At 58.4% G+C, this 18,856-nt stretch carries 14 protein-coding genes; 7 read left to right on the top strand and 7 right to left on the bottom strand.

The window, feature by feature from the left end:
* Positions 1–155: 155 nt before the first annotated feature.
* The 4 genes from C4J86_RS04695 to C4J86_RS04710 form a co-directional block, all read right to left on the bottom strand.
* Positions 156–1,784 carry an ABC transporter substrate-binding protein gene (locus tag C4J86_RS04695; RefSeq protein ID WP_124365814.1) on the bottom strand — a complete coding sequence of 543 codons (1,629 nt, stop codon included), beginning with the start codon at positions 1,782–1,784 and terminating at the stop codon, positions 156–158.
* A 258-nt stretch (positions 1,785–2,042) separates the two neighbouring features.
* The gene (locus tag C4J86_RS04700) at positions 2,043–3,644 is read right to left on the bottom strand and encodes an ABC transporter substrate-binding protein (RefSeq protein WP_124369642.1); all 1,602 of its coding nucleotides are present in this window, start codon (positions 3,642–3,644) and stop codon (positions 2,043–2,045) included.
* Positions 3,645–3,863: 219 nt separating this feature from the next.
* On the bottom strand, positions 3,864–6,260 hold the full coding sequence (locus C4J86_RS04705) for a hypothetical protein (RefSeq protein ID WP_124369643.1): 2,397 nt from the start codon (positions 6,258–6,260) through the stop codon (positions 3,864–3,866).
* Between the two features lie 348 nt (positions 6,261–6,608).
* Positions 6,609–7,319 carry an SIMPL domain-containing protein gene (locus C4J86_RS04710; RefSeq protein ID WP_124369644.1) on the bottom strand — a complete coding sequence of 237 codons (711 nt, stop codon included), beginning with the start codon at positions 7,317–7,319 and terminating at the stop codon, positions 6,609–6,611.
* Positions 7,320–7,564: 245 nt separating this feature from the next.
* On the opposite strand from C4J86_RS04710, the gene C4J86_RS04715 reads away from it, so the two are divergent.
* The 3 genes from C4J86_RS04715 to C4J86_RS04725 all read left to right on the top strand — a co-directional run bounded on the left by C4J86_RS04715 (position 7,565) and on the right by C4J86_RS04725 (position 11,204).
* A complete protein-coding gene (locus C4J86_RS04715; protein WP_057724530.1) occupies positions 7,565–8,827 on the top strand; it encodes an ATP-binding protein in 1,263 nt (420 codons plus the stop codon).
* On the top strand, positions 8,820–9,380 hold the full coding sequence (locus tag C4J86_RS04720) for a response regulator transcription factor (protein ID WP_003171731.1): 561 nt from the start codon (positions 8,820–8,822) through the stop codon (positions 9,378–9,380). Before C4J86_RS04715 ends, C4J86_RS04720 begins: the two co-directional genes overlap by 8 nt.
* 99 nt (positions 9,381–9,479) lie before the next feature.
* On the top strand, positions 9,480–11,204 hold the full coding sequence (locus C4J86_RS04725) for an ABC transporter ATP-binding protein/permease (protein ID WP_124369645.1): 1,725 nt from the start codon (positions 9,480–9,482) through the stop codon (positions 11,202–11,204).
* 193 nt (positions 11,205–11,397) lie between these two features.
* Here C4J86_RS04725 and C4J86_RS04730 read toward each other — a convergent pair whose 3' ends face one another.
* Positions 11,398–11,835 carry a YhcB family protein gene (locus C4J86_RS04730; RefSeq protein WP_057724532.1) on the bottom strand — a complete coding sequence of 146 codons (438 nt, stop codon included), beginning with the start codon at positions 11,833–11,835 and terminating at the stop codon, positions 11,398–11,400.
* Between the two features lie 146 nt (positions 11,836–11,981).
* Here C4J86_RS04730 and C4J86_RS04735 point away from each other — a divergent pair, with 146 nt between their 5' ends.
* From C4J86_RS04735 to zapE, 3 genes are all read left to right on the top strand, one after another.
* Positions 11,982–12,611: an alpha/beta hydrolase gene (locus tag C4J86_RS04735; protein WP_124361281.1), complete on the top strand. Its 630-nt coding sequence runs from the start codon at positions 11,982–11,984 to the stop codon at positions 12,609–12,611.
* A gap of 24 nt (positions 12,612–12,635) precedes the next feature.
* Positions 12,636–13,991, top strand: a complete 1,356-nt coding sequence (locus tag C4J86_RS04740) for a tryptophan--tRNA ligase (RefSeq protein WP_124369646.1) — start codon at positions 12,636–12,638, stop codon at positions 13,989–13,991.
* A gap of 79 nt (positions 13,992–14,070) precedes the next feature.
* Entirely contained in the window at positions 14,071–15,165 is a 1,095-nt protein-coding gene (zapE, locus tag C4J86_RS04745) for a cell division protein ZapE (RefSeq protein ID WP_124369647.1), read from the top strand.
* 129 nt (positions 15,166–15,294) lie between these two features.
* Here zapE and C4J86_RS04750 read toward each other — a convergent pair whose 3' ends face one another.
* Positions 15,295–16,215 (bottom strand): GlxA family transcriptional regulator, encoded by a 921-nt coding sequence (locus C4J86_RS04750; protein WP_177412769.1) that lies wholly within the window; start codon positions 16,213–16,215, stop codon positions 15,295–15,297.
* A 220-nt stretch (positions 16,216–16,435) separates the two neighbouring features.
* Between C4J86_RS04750 and C4J86_RS04755 the strand changes: the two genes are divergently transcribed.
* Entirely contained in the window at positions 16,436–17,572 is a 1,137-nt protein-coding gene (locus C4J86_RS04755; protein WP_124369648.1) for an acyl-CoA dehydrogenase family protein, read from the top strand.
* 117 nt (positions 17,573–17,689) lie between these two features.
* On the opposite strand, the gene C4J86_RS04760 is transcribed toward C4J86_RS04755, so the two are convergent.
* Positions 17,690–18,730: an NADP(H)-dependent aldo-keto reductase gene (locus C4J86_RS04760; RefSeq protein WP_124369649.1), complete on the bottom strand. Its 1,041-nt coding sequence runs from the start codon at positions 18,728–18,730 to the stop codon at positions 17,690–17,692.
* Positions 18,731–18,856 lie beyond the last annotated feature (126 nt).

An 18,856-nucleotide genomic window follows, 5' to 3' on the forward strand; every position in this document is an offset into this window, starting at 1 on the left:
CAGTAAATGCGCCAAATCGGATTGACCCTGTAGGCAACGGAGGCACGAAGCGCAGTTCATTGCTGTAAGGCGGCAACGCTTGCGGGTGTGGTCTGTTTCCTACGGGCCTGGCAGATGTAATAACGGCGACGTTATGAGCGTCGCCGTATCGATCCTTACTTGCCGCTTACGCTGACGCCATAGAAGGAGTTCAAGCCAAACGGGCTGATCTTGAAGTCCTGCACGGTGTTGCGCATGGGTTGATACACCGTCGAGTGCGCGATAGGTGTGTAAGGCAGTTCACGTTTAAGCAGTTGTTGCGCCTGTTTGTACAGTTCGGTGCGCTTGGCAACGTCTGTGGTCGCCTTGGCCTGGCTGATCAGGGCGTCGTAGTCTTTGTTGACGAATTTGGAGAAGTTGTTGCCGTTCAATGCCGGGGATGAAAACAGCGTGCCCAGCCAGTTGTCCGGGTCACCATTGTCACCGCTCCAGCCAATGATCATGGCCTGGTTCTCACCACCTTTGGAACGCTTGATGTACTCGCCCCACTCGTAGCTGACGATGTTGACCTTCAGGCCGATCTGTTTCCAGTCGCTCTGCAGCATCTCGGCCATCAGCTTGGCGTTCGGGTTGTACGGACGCTGTACTGGCATGGCCCACAGGGTGATCTCGGTGCCTTCCTTGATGCCGGCTTCCTTGAGCAGTTCCCTGGCTTTTGCCGGGTCGTACTTGGCATCCTTGATAGTGGTGTCATACGACCACTGGGTTGGCGGCATGGCGTTGACGGCCAATTGGCCAGCGCCCTGGTACACGGAGTCGATGATCTGCTGCTTGTTCACCGCCATGTCCAGCGCCTGGCGAACCCGCAGGTCAGCCAATGGGTTCGGCGTGGTCTGGCCTTTAAGCACAGGCATCACGTTGTAGGCGATGTAACCCAGGTTGAAACCGGCCTGGTGCGGCATCTTCATGTCCTTGTCCGCTTCCAGTGGCTTGATGTCCGCCGGGCGAGGATAGGCCGTGATCTGGCACTCGTTCTTCTTCAGTTTCTGGATGCGGACCGAAGGGTCCGTGGAGATTGCGAAGATCAGGTTGTCGATCTTGACGTCTTCAGGCTTCCAGTATTCCTTGTTGCCGGTGAAGCGAATATTGGAGTCTTTCTGGTAGCTCTTGAACACGAACGGGCCAGTGCCGATTGGCTTCTGGTTGATGTCGCTGGCCTTGCCTTCCTTCAACAGCTGGGCGGCGTATTCGGCCGACTGGATCGAGGCGAAGCTCATCGCCAGGTTCTGGATGAAGGCGGCGTCCACGGTGCCAAGGGTGAACTTGACGGTGTGGTCATCGACTTTTTCGATGTTCTTGATGTTCTTGTCCATCTCCATGTCGGAGAAGTACGGGAACTCAGTGGGGTAGGCTTTGCGGAACGGGTCGTCCTTGTTGATCATGCGGTTGAACGTGAAGAGCACGTCATCGGCATTGAATTCACGCGTCGGCTTGAAATACGGGGTGGTGTGGAACTTGACGCCTTCCCGAAGGTGGAAGGTATACGTCAGGCCGTCCGGGGACACGTCCCAGCTGGTAGCAAGGCCAGGAATCACGGCGGTGCCGCCACGTTCGAACTGGCTCAGGCGGTTGAACATGGTTTCGGCCGAGGCATCGAAGTCTGTTCCGGTGGTGTACTGGCCTGGGTCAAAACCGGCCGGGCTCCCTTCGGAGCAGAACACCAGGTTAGTTGCCGCTTGGGCAAACGGGGCTGCGGCCATAAGGCCAGCGCTCACTAAGAACGGAAGGACTGCGTGTTTAAGCATGTTGGCCTCATGATTTGTTGTCATTTTTGGTGGTGAGGGCGACCTCGTGAGTCGGCCTGCGGATACTTATGCAGGCGCCATACCCATTGCAAGATGTTGAACGGTTGCAAGCGCCAAACAGTGGGACGGGCGTACAAGAATGTCGCATTTATGAAAGTTTCGACATAAATGCATCTATTTGGCGGGTTTTTTCGGTGCGCCGCGCGCACCGAAAAGGCCCAACCGACGTGTCTAGTGCACTCGGTTGGGGCGTTGTTGTTACTTATCTAGACTCACGCCATAGAACGGTGTCAGCCCAAAGGGGCTGATCTTGAAATCGCGAACTTCCTTGCGCAGCGGCTGGAAAACCGTCGAGTTCGCAATAGGCGTTATAGGTACTTGTTCCTTAAGGATTTGTTGAGCCTGCTGATACCACTTGATGCGCTGCTCGCGGTCGTTGCTGACCTTGGCCTGCTGCACCAGCTTGTCATAGGCCGGGTTACACCATTTGGCGTAATTGCTGCCCTTGACCGCGGCACAACTGTAGAGCACGCCGAGCCAGTTATCCGGGTCGCCGTTATCGCCGGTCCAGCCGTAGATCATGGCGTCATGCTCGCCATTTTTGGCGCGTTTGATGTATTCGCCCCACTCATAGCTGACGATGTTGGCCTTGATGCCGACCTTGGCCCAATCCTGCTGGATCATTTGTGCCGACATGCGCGCGTTCGGGTTGGAAGCGCGTTGCACGGTCATTGCCCACAGGTTGATGGTGGTACCTGGTGCAACCCCTGCTTCTTTTAGTAGCGCCCGGGCCTTGGCCGGGTCGTAGGGGGCGTCCTTGATCGTCGGGTCATAAGACCACTGCGCGGGAGGGAGAGCGTTCTGCGCCAATTGTCCGGCGCTTTGGTAAACGGCCTTGATGATGGCCGGTTTGTCGATGGCCATATCCAGCGCCTGGCGCACCTTGAGTTGGTCCAGCGGCGGGTGGGTGACGTTGTACGCCAGGAAACCCAAATTGAAGCCGGCCTGCTGCTGCACGCGCAGGTTTGGGTCCTGCTTAATCACCTCGATGTCGGACGGGCGCGGGTAGCCGCTGACCTGACATTCACCCGCCTTGAGTTTCTGCACGCGCGCGGCGGCGTCAGGGGTGATGGCGAACACCAGGTTGTCGAGCTTCACGTCCTCGGGTTTCCAGTACTGCTTATTGGCAACGTAGCGGATCTGCGAGTCTTTCTGATAGCGCTTGAACACGAACGGGCCGGTGCCGACCGGTTTCTGATTGATGTCCTCGGCCTTGCCCTGCTTCAACAGCTGGGCGGCATATTCGGCCGATTGCACCGAAGCGAAACTCATCGCCAGGTTCTGCACGAACGATGCATCAACGTTGTTCAGGTTGAAGCGCACGGTGTGTTCGTCGAGTTTGTCGAGGCTCTTGATCGTGGTGTTCAAGCCCATGTCGGTGAAGTAGGGCGATTCGGAGGGATAGGCCTTGCGAAACGGGCTCTCGGCATCCAGCAGGCGGTTGAAGGTAAACACCACGTCATCGGCGTTGAAGTCGCGGGTGGGGGTGAAGAAATCGGTGGTGTGGAACTTGACGCCGTCCCGCAGGTGGAAGGTATAGGTGAGACCGTCTTCGGACACCTCCCAACGGGTGGCGAGGCCGGGCTCGACTTCGGTACCGCCGCGCTTGAACTGGGTAAGGCGGTTGAACACGGTTTCGGCGGAGGCGTCGAACTCGGTGCCGCTGGTGTATTGGCTCGGGTCGAAGCCGGCGGGGCTGGCTTCGGAGCAGTAGACCAGGGTGGTGGCCGCCTGGGCCAGTGGCGTGAAGGCCAGAACGCCGACGGCGAGAAGTAGCGGTTTGAAGAAGATTCTTTCCATGATGCCCCCTGAAGTGACAGACATAAAGCGCTGCCCGAATTCAAACGAAGATAACCGAGGTTGTCGTCAGTGTGGGAGTGACGATAGGTTAAATTACCGTCTGCACGGTTCAGGCAGCGCACATGTTTTGGTCAGGGCGCTTAGGATCAGGTTATAAAAAATTGCACGGAGAGCGAAAGTTTGACGATGTAAGGGTGTACATGGAAAGAGGCACCACCATCATCGTGATGCGCTACGTTGGTCGAAGCGAACGGGGTTGTATTCAAAGGTCCACCACTTCCAAGGGTTCCAGTATGGGTTTTTCTTCAAGGTTCTGAAGTGCTTCATTACATCTTCATTAACATCGCGTTCGGCGAGAAGTCTGATGTCATTTCTGAGGCTGTCCGTCATCGTGAGGTTTTTTTGTTTGGCTTGGTGTACATAGTGGTTTTCAATTGTGTCGGTGAAGCGCTTTATTGCTTCCGGCGTCACGCCCACCGTTACCGTGCCTTTATAACCTTTTACAGGGCGATCTATGAGTCGCTGGAACTCGGCGGCAAACGATGCGGTACCGCCATCTGCAGAGCCGCATGATAGAAGGCGAATGTTTCCATAGTCTTGTGGGTTAATGCCTTGAAAACGTAAGGTGTCGAGTAAATCCTGTGGGGTATTAAGTTCCCCGTCATATATAACTTTAGCGATACCTGTGGTGGGGTCGGATAGGCCATGCACCAGTATGTTCAAACGAGTGTCCTTGCCCAGCTTGGTGCTATCTACAAAGGTGTAGAGTTGCTCATCGATTTCCTTGAGTTGGCTTATTTTTCCATCCAGCGTGCTGAAATTGTTTTTATCGGAGAATAATTCATCAATGCTTGGCGAGTCCTGGCGTGAAATCAGTTGTCTGAGGGTGGCGATTTTTTCGTCGGTTAGCGTGGGTGTGGGCGGGATGCCATTGTCTGGCGAGGGCGTTAGCCCGACATCGACGGGGTCTGTTTGGGTTGAAGCCTGCCTCACCCGCACTAATTCCAACTGATGTGTTTGCTCATCGGACTGCCACCTGTAATGCGCGCCATTAGAGAAGTTCACCGGCGGTTCTTCTGCCCCGTGCACTCCAATGGGTGCAAGTTCGTGCGCCAGTTGCAGGCCGGATATGACTGCTGCGGCATTGCCGCCAACCCGATCCTCTGCGGTCTGGCCATAGAGGCCATCGTGCACGCCGAAAACGATATTGCCTGCATTGCCAACGATGGGTAAGTAACCAAAGGTGTTGCCCCAAAACTCTTTTGCCTCTTTCCAGTGTTGCTGAGAGGCGCCAAATACCTCGGTTTGGTCTGCCCACAATGCATTTTTCGCATTCATCGCCTGATAGTGAGGGGCAATGCCGTTTTTGAGGTCACCGAATTTCAGGTAGTAATCGCTGTCGCGCGATTGTGCGTAATTGAATAATTCTCGGACCGGCACGGCCTTATCCGAGAGGGCGCTTTTTCTCCCCGGAAACGTGGAATGCTTGTCTAGAATCAAAGCGGTGAGTACGTAGCCGGCGCTTACCCAGTGAGCGTCGTGACCGCCTTGCCTATCGCGGGCGTTGAAACGGTTGAGTAATTGGGCATGGTTATGTTTAGCCCAGTAGGCGAAGTTGTCATCTCCGTCTATTTCACTGACGGTGCCGTTCTTCAAATCGATCATCAGGCCTTTGTTGGGGCGGTGATCGTAATCACCGTGGTAATTGATGTACGGAATAAAGGCATACCCGGCCAATGGATAGCCGTATAGGTTCGGAATGACGGCGTTTCCACGGTTTTCCAGTGTGCGAGTAATGGCAGCCTGAGCGGCAGGGGACAAACGTTCATAACTGTGTTTGTCGTTACGTAGACTCTGCAATGTTCCCTGCAACACATAGGCGTCTGCTTCGCCCGAGCGTTTTGCAAGTGCTCCCGAAGCGTCGCGCAGGGGGGCGGCGACATCATGTTCCCAATGATCTTGCAAATGGCTGCCCAGCACTTCCAGTTCGTCGATTTTATTTTTGTCTTGCGCACTGATTTGCATACCCTGGAAGTTCAGCGGGCCACCCCTTGGCACCTTGTCATGGGCAAATGCTCCGGCGGCAATCTCCCAGGCAAAGTAGGTGCGTACGTCCCTATTGGTTTCCTCCTGGGGTGTGCCCATTCCTACATAGGAGTAGAAGGTGACCGTGACTTTCTCGTGGGGGTCGTAGCCAGCTGCCAACAACCCACCGCTGAAGTAACCGGCAGGTTCGAGGAACGGGCGAGTGTGCTGGAACTTGGTATTGCGCTCACCCTCGCTGCCGCTTTCGATGTGCTTGATTTGTGTGGCGACACGATCGGCGTAGGCGTGGATACGCTGCTCGCGTTCGCGCTGCGTATAGTTCGCAGTTGGCGGAATAATGTTGACTGAACCGTAGATGATGGTCTTAGAAGTATCAAGCTCATGCTCGGGTGTCGGTGCTGGAACTGGATGCAGTCCGAGCGAATTTTTAGGAGGGGGTGGGTCTACCCTTTCTTCCAGTGCCCTCTTTTGCGTTGTGTGCGAGTCATCTATTCCCCGTTGCTGACGATTGTTCGTGGGCGGTGTGGGGAAGGAGGTTGGCGTGGGAACGAGAGCCGCCGCTATATTCATAATCAACTCACATTAATGATTGGATTAATAATCGCCGTTGACCGAAAAACAAAAGAATCGTTGTGCGCAATGTTCTGTGGGTGGGATGTGTGTTAGTTGGATGGTTGTTCGAGGCTCTGTTTCAAAGTAATCGTGGTCGCTACAGTGGGTGGATAATTAGGCGGCTTAAGTTCCGAGCTTATATCGAGGCTTTTTAACGAGAAGTCTCTAGGGTGTAACGGGGGCGTTGGAGAAAAGTAACTGTAGTCTAAAGCCTTTGAGTTTGTCGTAACGGTCCTAGTGTTCCGTAGGCGGCAATAAAAAAGGCGTAACCCTTAAAGGATTACGCCTTGTTGGTATGTCGAAAACTTATTGCAAAACTTCAATGACACCGTCTGCGCTCATGTTGACCTGACTGGTGCCGGCCTCCACTTCAGGCGTTGGCGCCGAATCCACCATGGCCGCTTTCATCATCATCCCGCCGCGCGCATACGGCTGTGGATAACCATTGGTGTTGAAGTTCAGGTTGACGATCTTGTAACCCTTGCCGCCCAGCGCATCGGTGGCCAGTTGCGCGCGGGCCTTGAACGCGGCAACCGCGTCTTTGAGCAGCGCGTCTTCGCTGGCCTTGCGCGTGCTGTCAGCGATGGCGAAGTCCATGTTGTCCATTTTCAGGGTGTTCAACAGCTCGCCGGTGAGTTTGGACAGCGCCGGAAAGTCCGCGCTTTCCAGGCGCAGTTCGGCGCGTTCGCGCCAGCCGGTGATTTTCTGATTCTTGCTGTCGTAGATCGGGTAGCTGTTGCGGCTGCCTTGGCGCAGAGTCACGGCCTTGACTTCGCGCGCCTGGCCCAACGCCTGGTTCATGGTGGTGGTGATTTCAGCGGCAAGCTTGGCCGGGTCGGCGTTTTGCGCTTCGGTGTAAAGAGTGACGATCATCTTGTCGCGCGCCACTTCCTGGCTGACTTCGGCGCGCAGGGAGATCTGGTTGTAATGCAGTTCATCGGCGGCCATGGCCGGCAGGCTGGCCAGGGCGCTGGCGCCGAGGGTGAGAACCGCTGCACTGCGAGTGAAACGAGACATGAAAGCTCCTTGGGATTGTCGTGTTCGGTATGACTGTAGACGGTGGCATCGGGTTCTTCGGGTTTATGAATTAGAAAAAAGTTTCAAGCTACAAGCTACAAGTGAAAGCGAGGCTGACTTGCAGCTTTCAACTTGTGGCTTATAGCTACAGCGCCCACTGCGTCAAAGAGCCACACACCGAATGCCGAGGCGCTGCTTCGTTTATACTCGTGCCGATCCGCCTGCAGCGCTCATCGGGAGAGCTCATGCTCGCCGCCGTAAAACTGACTTCCGCCACCCGCCAGAACCTCTGGCGCCTGACGTTCATTCGCACCCTGGTCTTGGCCGCACAGGCGGGTTCCGTCGGGCTCGCCTATTGGTTCGACCTGTTGCCGCTGCCCTGGCTGCAACTGGCGGTGACCCTCGGCTTCTCCACCGTGTTGTGTGCGTTTACCGCGATTCGATTGCGCACCACATGGCCGGTCACCGAATTGGAATATGCCCTGCAATTGGCGTGCGACCTGTTTATCCACAGTGTGTTGCTGTATTTCTCCGGCGGTTCCACCAACCCGTTCGTTTCTTATTACCTGGTGCCACTGACCATTGCCGCCGTGACGTTGCCGTGGCGCTATTCGGTGGTGCTGTCGGGCATCGCGTTGACGCTGTACACCTTGCTGCTGGCGCAGTTCTATCCTTTGCAGACGTTTCCCATCGCCCGGGAAAACCTGCAGATCTACGGGATGTGGCTGAGCTTTGCGCTGTCCGCCGCAGTGATCACCTTTTTTGCCGCGCGCATGGCCGAAGAGTTGCGCCGCCAGGAAGAACTGCGCGCAATTCGCCGTGAAGAAGGCCTGCGCGACCAGCAATTGCTGGCCGTCGCCACTCAGGCCGCAGGTGCTGCCCATGAGTTGGGCACGCCGCTGGCGACCATGAGCGTGCTGCTCAAGGAGATGACCCAGGACCATCACGACCCGGCGTTGCAGGATGACCTCAGCGTGCTGCAGGAACAGGTCAAGCAGTGCAAATTGACCCTGCAGCAACTGGTACGCGCCGCCGAAGCCAATCGACGCCTGGCGGTAGAAATGCAGGATGTCACCCAGTGGCTCGACGAAGCGCTGAACCGTTGGCACCTGATGCGTCCCGAAGCCAGTTACCGGTTCAGCCTGTTGGGCCAGGGCAGCGTGCCACGCATGGCGCCGCCGCCGGACCTCACCCAGGCCTTGCTCAACCTGCTGAACAATGCGGCCGACGCCTGCCCCGAAGGCCTGGGCGTGCAGTTGGATTGGGACGCGGAAAACGTCACCATCAGCATTCGTGACCACGGCGCGGGCGTGCCGCTGGCCATTGCCGAGCAGATCGGCAAACCGTTCTTTACCACCAAGGGCAAAGGCTTCGGCCTCGGCCTGTTTTTGAGCAAGGCCAGCGTGACCCGCGCGGGCGGCTCAGTGAAGCTCTATAGTCATGAGGAAGGTGGCACGCTCACCGAGCTGCGCCTGCCCCGTGTCGCACGAGGAGATATCGATGAGTGACGAGATCCAAGTCGAAGGCGAAGAACTGCCGCATCTGTTGCTGGTAGATGATGACGCCACCTTTACCCGCGTGATGGCCCGCGCCATGAGCCGTCGCGGTTTTCGCGTCAGCACTGCGGGCTCAGCCGAAGAGGGCCTGACCATCGCCCAGGCCGACCTGCCGGACTACGCCGCGCTCGACCTGAAAATGGACGGCGACTCGGGCCTGGTGCTGTTGCCCAAGCTGCTCGAACTCGACCCGGAAATGCGCGTGGTGATCCTCACCGGTTATTCCAGCATCGCCACCGCCGTCGAAGCGATCAAGCGTGGCGCGTGCAACTACCTGTGCAAGCCGGCGGATGCCGATGACGTGCTCGCCGCGCTGCTTTCCGAGCACGCTGACCTCGACACCCTGGTGCCGGAAAACCCCATGTCGGTCGACCGCCTGCAGTGGGAACACATCCAGCGCGTACTGACCGAGCACGAAGGCAACATCTCCGCCACTGCTCGCGCCCTGGGCATGCACCGTCGTACGTTGCAGCGCAAACTGCAGAAACGCCCGGTACGGCGCTGAACGAAGACTGAACAATCTGCCTCAGGCTGCACGGAGCCGTGAACCGATCGCCTATGATCGGTTCAAACGCCTGTCATAATTTCCTACCGAGCCTGAACGATGAATCAGAACGCTGAATACTCCGCGGTCAATGATGCGGTGCGTGGGCAATTCTTCCGCCGAACCTGGGCGATGATCACGCCGTATTGGCGTAGTGAAGAGAAGGGCCGGGCCTGGTTGCTGCTGGCTGCCGTGATTGGTTTGTCGCTGTTCAGCGTGGCGATCTCGGTGTGGATCAACCACTGGTACAAGGATTTCTACAACGCCCTGGAAAAGAAGGACACGGCCGCCTTCTGGCAATTGATCGGTTACTTCGGCGGCATCGCGGCCGTGGCGATCCTCGGCGCGGTGTATCGCTTGTACCTGACCCAGATGCTCACCATCCGCTGGCGTGCCTGGCTGACCGAAAAGCACTTCGCGCGCTGGCTCGCCCACAAGAACTACTACCAGCTGGAGCAGGGCGGCTACACCGATAACCCGGACCAGCGGATTTCCGAAGACCTCAATACCTTTACCACCAGCACCTTGAGCCTGGGCCTGGGACTGCTGCGCAACGTAGTCAGCCTGGTGTCGTTCTCGATCATCCTGTGGGGCGTGTCGGGCAGCATCGAAGTATTTGGCATCACCATTCCCGGCTACATGTTCTGGTGTGCGCTGCTGTATGCCGCCGTGGGCAGTTGGCTGACGCACCTGATCGGGCGGCGCTTGATCGGCTTGAACAACCAGCAACAGCGCTTCGAAGCGGACCTGCGTTTCTCCATGGTGCGGGTGCGTGAAAATGCTGAAAGCATCGCCCTCTACAACGGCGAGCCGAATGAAAAGCAGCGCCTGAGCTCGCGCTTCGGCAAGGTCTGGCACAACTTCTGGGACATCATGAAAGTGTCCAAGCGCCTGACCTTCTTCACCGCCGGCTACAGCCAGATAGCGATTATCTTCCCGTTTATCGTCGCCGCGCCGCGCTACTTCACCGGCAAGATCGAACTGGGCGAGCTGATGCAAATCAACTCGGCGTTTGGCAATGTGCAGGAAAACTTTAGTTGGTTCATCAACGCCTACTCGGAACTCGCGGCGTGGCGTGCCACCAGCGACCGTCTGCTGAGTTTCCAGCAGGCCATGAGCGACAACGAGCAGCGTGCCCCGGCCATCGATGTGCGCCCTGAAGGCGAACACCTGGTGATCAAGAATCTGGGCATGGACCTGGCCGATGGTCGTCACTTGCTTACCGACGCCGACATGACCGTGGAACCGGGTCAGCGCGTGATGCTCAGCGGGCGTTCCGGCAGTGGTAAAAGTACGCTGCTGCGCGCAATGGGCCATTTGTGGCCGGCAGGGCATGGCAGCATTCGCCTGCCGGCGACGCGTTATCTGTTTCTGCCGCAGAAGCCTTATTTACCGATTGGCACGTTGAAGGCCGTGTTGAGTTATCCACAAGAGGACAGCGCTTACCCTGCGCAACGCTATGCACAGGTACTGGAAACCTGCCGCCTGCCGCATCTGGTCAGCCGTCTGGATGAAGCCAACCACTGGCAGCGCATGCTCTCGCCCGGCGAGCAGCAGCGCCTGGCCTTTGCCCGCGCCTTGTTGTTCGCACCGCAATGGCTGTACATGGACGAAGCCACCTCGGCCATGGACGAAGAGGATGAAGCGACGCTGTATCAGGCGTTGATCGATGAACTGCCGGGGTTGAGCATCGTCAGCGTTGGTCATCGCAGCAGCCTCAAGCGCTTCCATGGGCGGCATGTGCGTATAGAGGGTGGGCGGTTGCAGGAACAGCAACCGGCCTAAGGTCATGTGGGGTCAAGTGTGGGAGGGGGCTTGCTCCCGATTGCGGTGTGTCAGTCACCTACTTTGAGTCTGACACGCCGCCATCGGGAGCAAGCCCCCTCCCACATTGGATCTTCACTGAGCAACAGAAACGGCCCAATAAAAAGCCCGGCTGATCATCGATCAGCCGGGCTTTGTGTTGCTGGAAGCTAACTTACTTCTTCAAGCCGTAATGCTCATCCAGCATGCCTGGGGCGTCCGGCGTTTTTGGCGCGTAGTCCCGTGGCGGTTCCTGGTTTTCCCGGGGCGGGGTCAGGCGTTCCCGTGGGGTCTGCGGTGCATCGGAATGCAACGCGGCCAGCAGGCGCTGGCGGGTGATGTCGTCGAGGGCCAGGCGGTTAGCGCCATCGGCGAGATGATCCTGTACTTCCTGGTAGCTCTGGGTGAGCTTCTTGACCAGGGTCGCGGTGCTGTTGAAGTGGGTAACAACCTCGTTCTGATAACTGTCAAAACGTTCCTGAATGTCATCCAGCTGACGCTGCGTGCGGTTAGGCGCGGCATTCGGCAGCAGGCGAGCAACCAGGAATCCAATGGCGACACCGGCAACCAGGGCAAGAGTCGGCAACAACCAAACTAAGAGCGAGTGTTCCACGAGTCCTTCCTCTATAAACGGCTTTGCTTTACGTTAACGGCTCAAACCTGCGCTGTATACCGCGATTAAGCTCGCAATGATGCCATGCACAGACTTTTAGCTAGACGAGTCGACCCCTTGAGAGGTCACGGAGTTCATCCTTGCTCATGCGTGAAACCCCCGTTTTGATCGATGGCCCGGTGGGTCAATTGGAAGCCCTGTACCTGGATCACCCCGCCCCACGCGGCCTGGCGCTGATCTGCCACCCTAACCCGGTGCAGGGCGGGACCATGCTCAATAAAGTTGTCTCGACCCTGCAACGCACCGCCCGTGATGCCGGCTTGATTACGTTGCGTTTCAATTATCGTGGCGTCGGCGCGAGTGCCGGTAGCCACGACATGGCCAGCGGCGAAGTTGACGATGCCGAAGCGGCCGCCACGTGGCTGCGGGAAAAACACCCTGATCTACCGCTCACCCTGCTGGGCTTTTCCTTCGGTGGCTACGTGGCCGCCAGCCTCGGCGGGCGCCTGGAAGCCAAGGGCGAGAAGCTGGCGCACCTGTTCATGGTGGCTGCCGCAGTGATGCGCCTGCGTGACACGGATGTGCTGCCACATGATTGCCCGTTGACGCTAATCCAGCCGGAAACCGACGAAGTGGTCGACCCGCAAGTCGTCTACGACTGGTCTGGCGCCCTGAAACGCCCCCATGAGCTGCTGAAAGTGGCAGAATGCGGACACTTTTTTCACGGCAAGCTCACCGATCTGAAGGATCTGGTGCTGCCGCGCCTCTCGAATTGATAGCAGTCTGATAAGCGATTACCCATGACGACGCGTACCCGTATCCTCACCGGCATCACCACCACCGGCACGCCGCACCTGGGCAACTACGCCGGTGCGATTCGCCCGGCAATCCTTGCCAGCCAGGACGCCAATGCCGATTCCTTCTACTTCCTGGCCGACTACCACGCCCTGATCAAATGCGATGACCCGCAGCGCATCCAGCGCTCGCGTATGGAAATCGCCGCGACCTGGCTGGCCGGTGGCCTGGATGTGAACCGGGTGACGTTCTATCGCCAGTCCGACATCCCCGAGATTCCCGAGCTGACCTGGCTGCTGACCTGCGTGGCCGCCAAGGGCCTGCTCAACCGCGCCCATGCCTACAAAGCCTCGGTGGACAAAAACGTAGAGAGCGGCGAAGACCCGGATGCGGGCATCACCATGGGCCTGTACAGCTATCCGGTGCTGATGGCAGCGGACATCCTGATGTTCAACGCGCACAAGGTGCCGGTGGGCCGTGACCAGATCCAACACGTGGAAATGGCCCGTGATATCGGCCAGCGTTTCAACCACCTGTTCGGCAACGGTAAAGAATTCTTCACCATGCCCGAGGCGTTGATCGAAGAAAGCGTTGCCACCTTGCCGGGCCTGGATGGCCGCAAGATGTCCAAGAGCTATGACAACACCATCCCGTTGTTCACCAGCGCCAAGGACATGAAGGAGGCGATCTCGCGGATCGTCACCGACTCACGCGCGCCCGGCGAGGCGAAGGACCCGGACACGTCCCACTTGTTCACCCTGTACCAGGCATTTGCGAGCAAGGCCCAGGAGCAAGAGCTGCGCAGTGAACTGCTGCAAGGCCTGGGCTGGGGTGAGGCGAAGAATCGTCTGTTCCAGTTGCTGGACGGTCAATTGGGTGAAGCGCGCGAGCGTTATCACCAACTGATGTCGCGCCCGTCAGACATGGAAGATCTGCTGCAGGTTGGCGCCACAAAAGCCCGTGCCGTGGCGGCACCGTTCCTCGCCGAACTGCGCGAAGCGGTGGGCCTGCGTTCGTTCGTCAACCAGGCTGCGGCGCCGGTTGCCACCAAGAAAAAGGCGGCGAAGGCCGCGCGCTTCGTGAGCTTTCGTGAAGACGACGGCAGCTTCCGCTTCCGCCTGCTGGCCGCCGACGGCGAGCAACTGCTGCTGTCGCGCACCTTCGCCGACGGCAAGGCGGCGGGCGCGGTGACTAAGCAATTGCAAAGCGGCGGTACCTTGGACATACGCACCCAAGCCCAGGGCTTCAGCGTATGGCTGGGCGACGCGGCCGTGGCCGACAGCGCCGAGTTCGCCGACAGCGCGTCCCGTGACGCCGCCATCGCCGCCTTGCGCGTCGCGCTGACACCCTCCGAGGATTAACCCGACCAAGGGTTGATTGCCATTATCCAGGGCCGTCGTTACAGTGACGGCCCGTTTTTGTTGCCTTGCTAACGAAATTATGACGCCCCTAGAACGATATCAAGCTGATCTGAAACGCCCTGACTTCTTCCATGACGCGGCCCAGGAAAATGCGGTGCGTCATTTGCAGCGCCTGTACGAAGACCTGGTCGCGGCCTCGCAAAGCAAGCAGGGCATGCTCGGCAAGCTGTTTGGCAAGAAAGACCGCACGCCGGTCAAGGGCCTGTACTTCTGGGGTGGCGTCGGCCGGGGCAAGACCTACCTGGTGGACACCTTCTTCGAAGCGCTGCCGTTCAAGGAAAAGGTCCGCACCCACTTCCACCGCTTCATGAAGCGCGTGCACGAAGAGATGAAGACCCTGCCGGGGGAGAAGAACCCGCTGACGATCATCGCCAAGCGTTTCTCCGACGAAGCGCGGGTGATCTGCTTCGATGAGTTCTTCGTCTCCGACATCACCGATGCCATGATCCTCGGCACCTTGATGGAAGAGCTGTTCAAGAACGGCGTGACCCTGGTCGCCACCTCAAACATCGTGCCCGATGGTCTCTACAAGGATGGCCTGCAGCGCGCACGCTTCCTGCCGGCCATTGCGTTGATCAAGCAGCACACCGATATCGTCAACGTCGACAGCGGCGTCGACTATCGTTTGCGTCACCTCGAGCAAGCGGAGCTGTTCCACTTCCCGCTCAACGAAGCGGCCCACGACAGCCTGAAGAAAAGCTTCCGCGCGTTGACGCCGGAATGCACCCAGGCCGTGGAAAACGATAAGTTGATGATCGAAAACCGCGAAATTATCGCTTTACGTACCTGCGATGACGTGGCCTGGTTCGAATTCCGCCAACTGTGCGACGGCCCGCGTAGCCAGAACGACTACATCGAATTGGGCAAGATCTTCCATGCGGTGATCTTGAGCGGTGTGGAACAGATGGGCGTGACCACCGACGACATCGCGCGACGTTTTATCAACATGGTCGACGAGTTCTACGACCGTAACGTCAAGCTGATCATCTCGGCGGAAGTCGAGCTCAAGGACCTCTACACGGGCGGTCGCTTGAACTTCGAATTCCAACGCACCTTGAGTCGTTTGCTGGAAATGCAGTCCCACGAGTTCCTTTCGCGCGGCCACAAACCCTGAGACCGACACAGTAAAAAATGTGGGAGGGGGCTTGCCCCCGATTGCGGTGTATTAGTGCCAGATGTGCTTACTGACACACTGCTATCGGGGGCAAGCCCCCTCCCACATTTGTCCTGTATGAACCCCTGCTTACGCAGCCTGCTGGAACTGCTGGCGATACTGATTCGGCGACAACTCCGTGTGCTGCCTGAACAACCGCGCAAAAAAACTCGCATCGTCATAACCCACCTCATAGCTGATGGTCTTGATGCTCTTGCGGCTGCCCGACAGCAGGCCCTTGGCCGTCTCGATGCGCAGGCGTTGCAGATAATGCAGCGGCTTGTCGCCGGTGGCGGTCTGGAAGCGTCGCATGAAGTTGCGGATGCTCATGCCGTGCTCGCGGGCGACGTCTTCAAAGCGGAACTTGTCGGCGAAGTGTTCTTCGAGCCAATGCTGGATCTGCAGGATGATCACATCCTGGTGCAGCTTCTGCCCGCCAAAACCGATACGCCCTGGCGAGTAGCTGCGCTGCACTTCATACAGGATGTCGCGGGCCACGGCCTGGGCGATGTTGGCGCCGCAGAAGCGTTCGATCAAATAAATGTAGAGGTCACAGGCGGAGGTGGTGCCGCCGGCGCAATACAGGTTATCGGCGTCGGTCAGGTGCTTGTCCTGGTTGAGCTGCACCTTGGGGAAGCGTTCGCTGAAGGCGGTGAAGAAGCGCCAATAGGTGGTCGCTTCCTTGCCATCGAGCAGGCCGGCTTCGGCCAGCCAGAACACACCGGTGGCTTCCCCGCACAGCACGGCGCCGCGTGCGTGCTGTTCGCGCAGCCAGGGCAGTACCTGTGGGTAGCGGGTGCACAAGGCCTCGAAGTCGTCCCAGAAGGCGGGCAGCACGATGATGTCGGCATCTTCCAGGCCGCCGTCCACCGGCATGATCACATTGCTGAAGCTGCGTACCGATTGCCCGTCGGGGCTGACCAGGCGCGTCTCGAATGCGGGCGTCAGGCCCAGGCCCTGTTGCTTGCCATACCGCAGGCTGGCGAGATGGAAGAAATCCTTGGCTTGCATGAGGGTTGAAGCGAAGACCCGATCGACGGCCAGGATGCTGACGCGCCGCAAGGGCGTGGAGATTTGGTTAGACATAATTTCATTTATTCTTATAGGGGAAAGTGGTCACCAGACGGCTGGATCGTCTTATTTTTTGTCGCATGTGTCCAGTGTCCCGTGACGCATTCGCGGCATAGGCTCTGTGAGTCCGTTCTTGTCCGACAATCCTCACAGGTGAGCCATGATTCCCAGAACCTTGTTCAGCCCGGAGCACGAACTCTTCCGCGAAAGCGTGCGTACCTTCCTCGAAAAAGACGCCGCGCCATTCCATGGGCAGTGGGAGAAACAGGGTTACATCGACCGCAACCTCTGGAACAAGGCGGGGGAGGCGGGGATGCTCTGTTCGCACGTACCGGAAGCATACGGTGGGCTGGGCGCGGATTTCCTTTACAGCGCTGTCGTGATCGAAGAGATCAGCCGCCTGGGCTTGACCGGAATTGGCTTTTCCCTGCATTCGGACATTGTTGCGCCGTACATCCTGCATTACGGCAGTGAGGCGTTGAAGCACAAGTACCTGCCCAAGTTGATCTCCGGCGAGATGGTCACGGCCATCGCCATGACCGAGCCGGGGGCCGGTTCCGACCTGCAAGGGGTGAAGACCACGGCTGTGTTGGACGGTGATGACTATGTGATCAACGGCTCCAAGACGTTCATCACCAACGGCTATCTGGCCGACCTGGTCATTGTGGTGGCCAAGACCGACCCCAAGGCCGGCGCCAAGGGCACCAGCCTGTTCCTGGTCGAGGCCGACACGCCGGGCTTCGATAAGGGCAAGCGCCTGGAGAAGGTCGGCATGAAGGCCCAGGACACCTCGGAGTTGTTCTTTCAGGATGTACGCGTGCCCAGGGAAAACCTGCTGGGCCAGGCGGGCATGGGCTTTGCCTACCTGATGCAGGAGTTGCCCCAGGAGCGGCTGACCGTGGCGATTGGCGCGCTCTCTTGCGCTGAAGCGGCGTTGCAGTGGACGCTGGATTACACCCGCGAGCGCAAGGCGTTTGGCAAGGCGATAGCCGACTTTCAAAACACCCGCTTCAAGCTGGCAGAAATGGCCACCGAGATTCAGATCGGCCGCGTGTTCGTGGACAAATGCCTGGCGCTGCACCTGGAAGGCAAGCTGGATGTGCCCACCGCTGCAATGGCCAAATACTGGGCCACAGACCTGCAATGCAAGGTGCTCGATGAGTGTGTGCAACTGCACGGCGGGTACGGCTTCATGTGGGAATACCCGATAGCCCGCGCCTGGGCCGACGCGCGGGTGCAGCGGATTTATGCGGGGACCAATGAGATCATGAAGGAGATTATTGCGCGGGCGCTTTGATGCTCGTTCCCCACGCTCCGCGTGGGAATGCCTCAGATGACGCTCTGCGTCATGGCTCTTGCAGCGGACGCGGAGCGTCCAAGCCGGCATTCCCACGCAGAGCGTGGGAACGATCAATCACGGCGCCGGATTCGGATGATCCTTCTGGATCGCCTCAATCCCTTCCAGCACCTCTTTGGACAGCTTCAGGTCAGCACTGGCAATGTTGCTGTCCAGCTGCTCCAGGCTCGTGGCCCCGATAATATTGCTGGTCACAAACGGCTGTTGCGTCACAAACGCCAACGCCATTTGCGCCGGGTCCAACCCATGCTCCCGCGCCAGTGCCACATAACGGCTGCACGCCGCTTCCGACTGTGGGTTGAAATAACGACTGAAGCGGCTGTACTCCGTCAGACGCGCCTTGGCCGGGCGCGCACCGCCTTCGTACTTGCCGCTGAGCATGCCGAATGCCAGTGGCGAGTAGGCCAGCAAACCGCATTGTTCGCGGATGGCAATTTCAGCCAGGCCCACTTCAAAGCTGCGGTTGAGCAGGTTGTAGGGGTTCTGGATCGACACCGCGCGGGTCCAGCCACGGGCTTCGGCCAGGGCCAGGAATTTCATGGTGCCCCACGGGGTTTCGTTGGACAGGCCAATGTGGCGGATCTTGCCGGCCTTGACCTGCTCATCCAGCGCTTCCAGGGTTACCTCCAGTGGGGTGAGGTCATCTTCGTCCTTGTGCTTGTAGCTCAACTGGCCAAAGAAATTGGTACTGCGCTCCGGCCAGTGCAGCTGGTAGAGGTCGATCCAGTCGGTCTGCAGGCGCTTGAGGCTGGCGTCGAGGGCGTCAACGATATGCTTGCGGTTGTGGCGCAGGTAGCCATCGCGGATATGGTCGATGGTGTTGCCGGGGCCGGCGATCTTGCTGGCGAGGATCCAGTCGGCGCGATCGCCACGGCTCTTGAAGTAATTACCGATATAACGCTCGGTGGTAGCGTAGGTCTCGGCCTTGGGCGGTACCGGGTACATTTCTGCCGTGTCGAGGAAGTTGATGCCCGCGGCCTTGGCCCGTTCGATCTGTGCGAAGGCCTCTGGCTCGCTGTTCTGCTCGCCCCAGGTCATGGTGCCCAAGGCAATCGCGCTCACGTTCAGATCGGTCCGGCCCAGCTGTCGATAATCCATCGGGTACTCCTTCAGGGGAAAACATTCATAAAAGCAGGTTGAATTTTTTTTCGCAATCTGCATAATTGCCCACCTCTTTCTGCAGTGGAAGTGATGCGCCGTCTGCCGAAGAATCTTGCCGTTGAA

The organism is Pseudomonas sp. R2-7-07, from assembly GCF_003852355.1.
In the GTDB taxonomy this organism is placed as follows: domain Bacteria; phylum Pseudomonadota; class Gammaproteobacteria; order Pseudomonadales; family Pseudomonadaceae; genus Aquipseudomonas.

Excerpts from the sequence above, each read along its gene's own strand:
- C4J86_RS04695 (WP_124365814.1), bottom strand. The coding sequence starts at position 1,784 with ATGCTTAAACACGCAGTCCTTCCGTTCTTAGTGAGCGCTGGCCTTATG.
- C4J86_RS04700 (WP_124369642.1), bottom strand. The coding sequence starts at position 3,644 with ATGGAAAGAATCTTCTTCAAACCGCTACTTCTCGCCGTCGGCGTTCTG.
- C4J86_RS04705 (WP_124369643.1), bottom strand. The coding sequence starts at position 6,260 with ATGAATATAGCGGCGGCTCTCGTTCCCACGCCAACCTCCTTCCCCACA.
- C4J86_RS04710 (WP_124369644.1), bottom strand. The coding sequence starts at position 7,319 with ATGTCTCGTTTCACTCGCAGTGCAGCGGTTCTCACCCTCGGCGCCAGC.
- C4J86_RS04715 (WP_057724530.1), top strand. The coding sequence starts at position 7,565 with ATGCTCGCCGCCGTAAAACTGACTTCCGCCACCCGCCAGAACCTCTGG.
- C4J86_RS04720 (WP_003171731.1), top strand. The coding sequence starts at position 8,820 with ATGAGTGACGAGATCCAAGTCGAAGGCGAAGAACTGCCGCATCTGTTG.
- C4J86_RS04725 (WP_124369645.1), top strand. The coding sequence starts at position 9,480 with ATGAATCAGAACGCTGAATACTCCGCGGTCAATGATGCGGTGCGTGGG.
- C4J86_RS04735 (WP_124361281.1), top strand. The coding sequence starts at position 11,982 with ATGCGTGAAACCCCCGTTTTGATCGATGGCCCGGTGGGTCAATTGGAA.
- C4J86_RS04740 (WP_124369646.1), top strand. The coding sequence starts at position 12,636 with ATGACGACGCGTACCCGTATCCTCACCGGCATCACCACCACCGGCACG.
- zapE (WP_124369647.1), top strand. The coding sequence starts at position 14,071 with ATGACGCCCCTAGAACGATATCAAGCTGATCTGAAACGCCCTGACTTC.
- C4J86_RS04750 (WP_177412769.1), bottom strand. The coding sequence starts at position 16,215 with ATGCAAGCCAAGGATTTCTTCCATCTCGCCAGCCTGCGGTATGGCAAG.
- C4J86_RS04755 (WP_124369648.1), top strand. The coding sequence starts at position 16,436 with ATGATTCCCAGAACCTTGTTCAGCCCGGAGCACGAACTCTTCCGCGAA.
- C4J86_RS04760 (WP_124369649.1), bottom strand. The coding sequence starts at position 18,730 with ATGGATTATCGACAGCTGGGCCGGACCGATCTGAACGTGAGCGCGATT.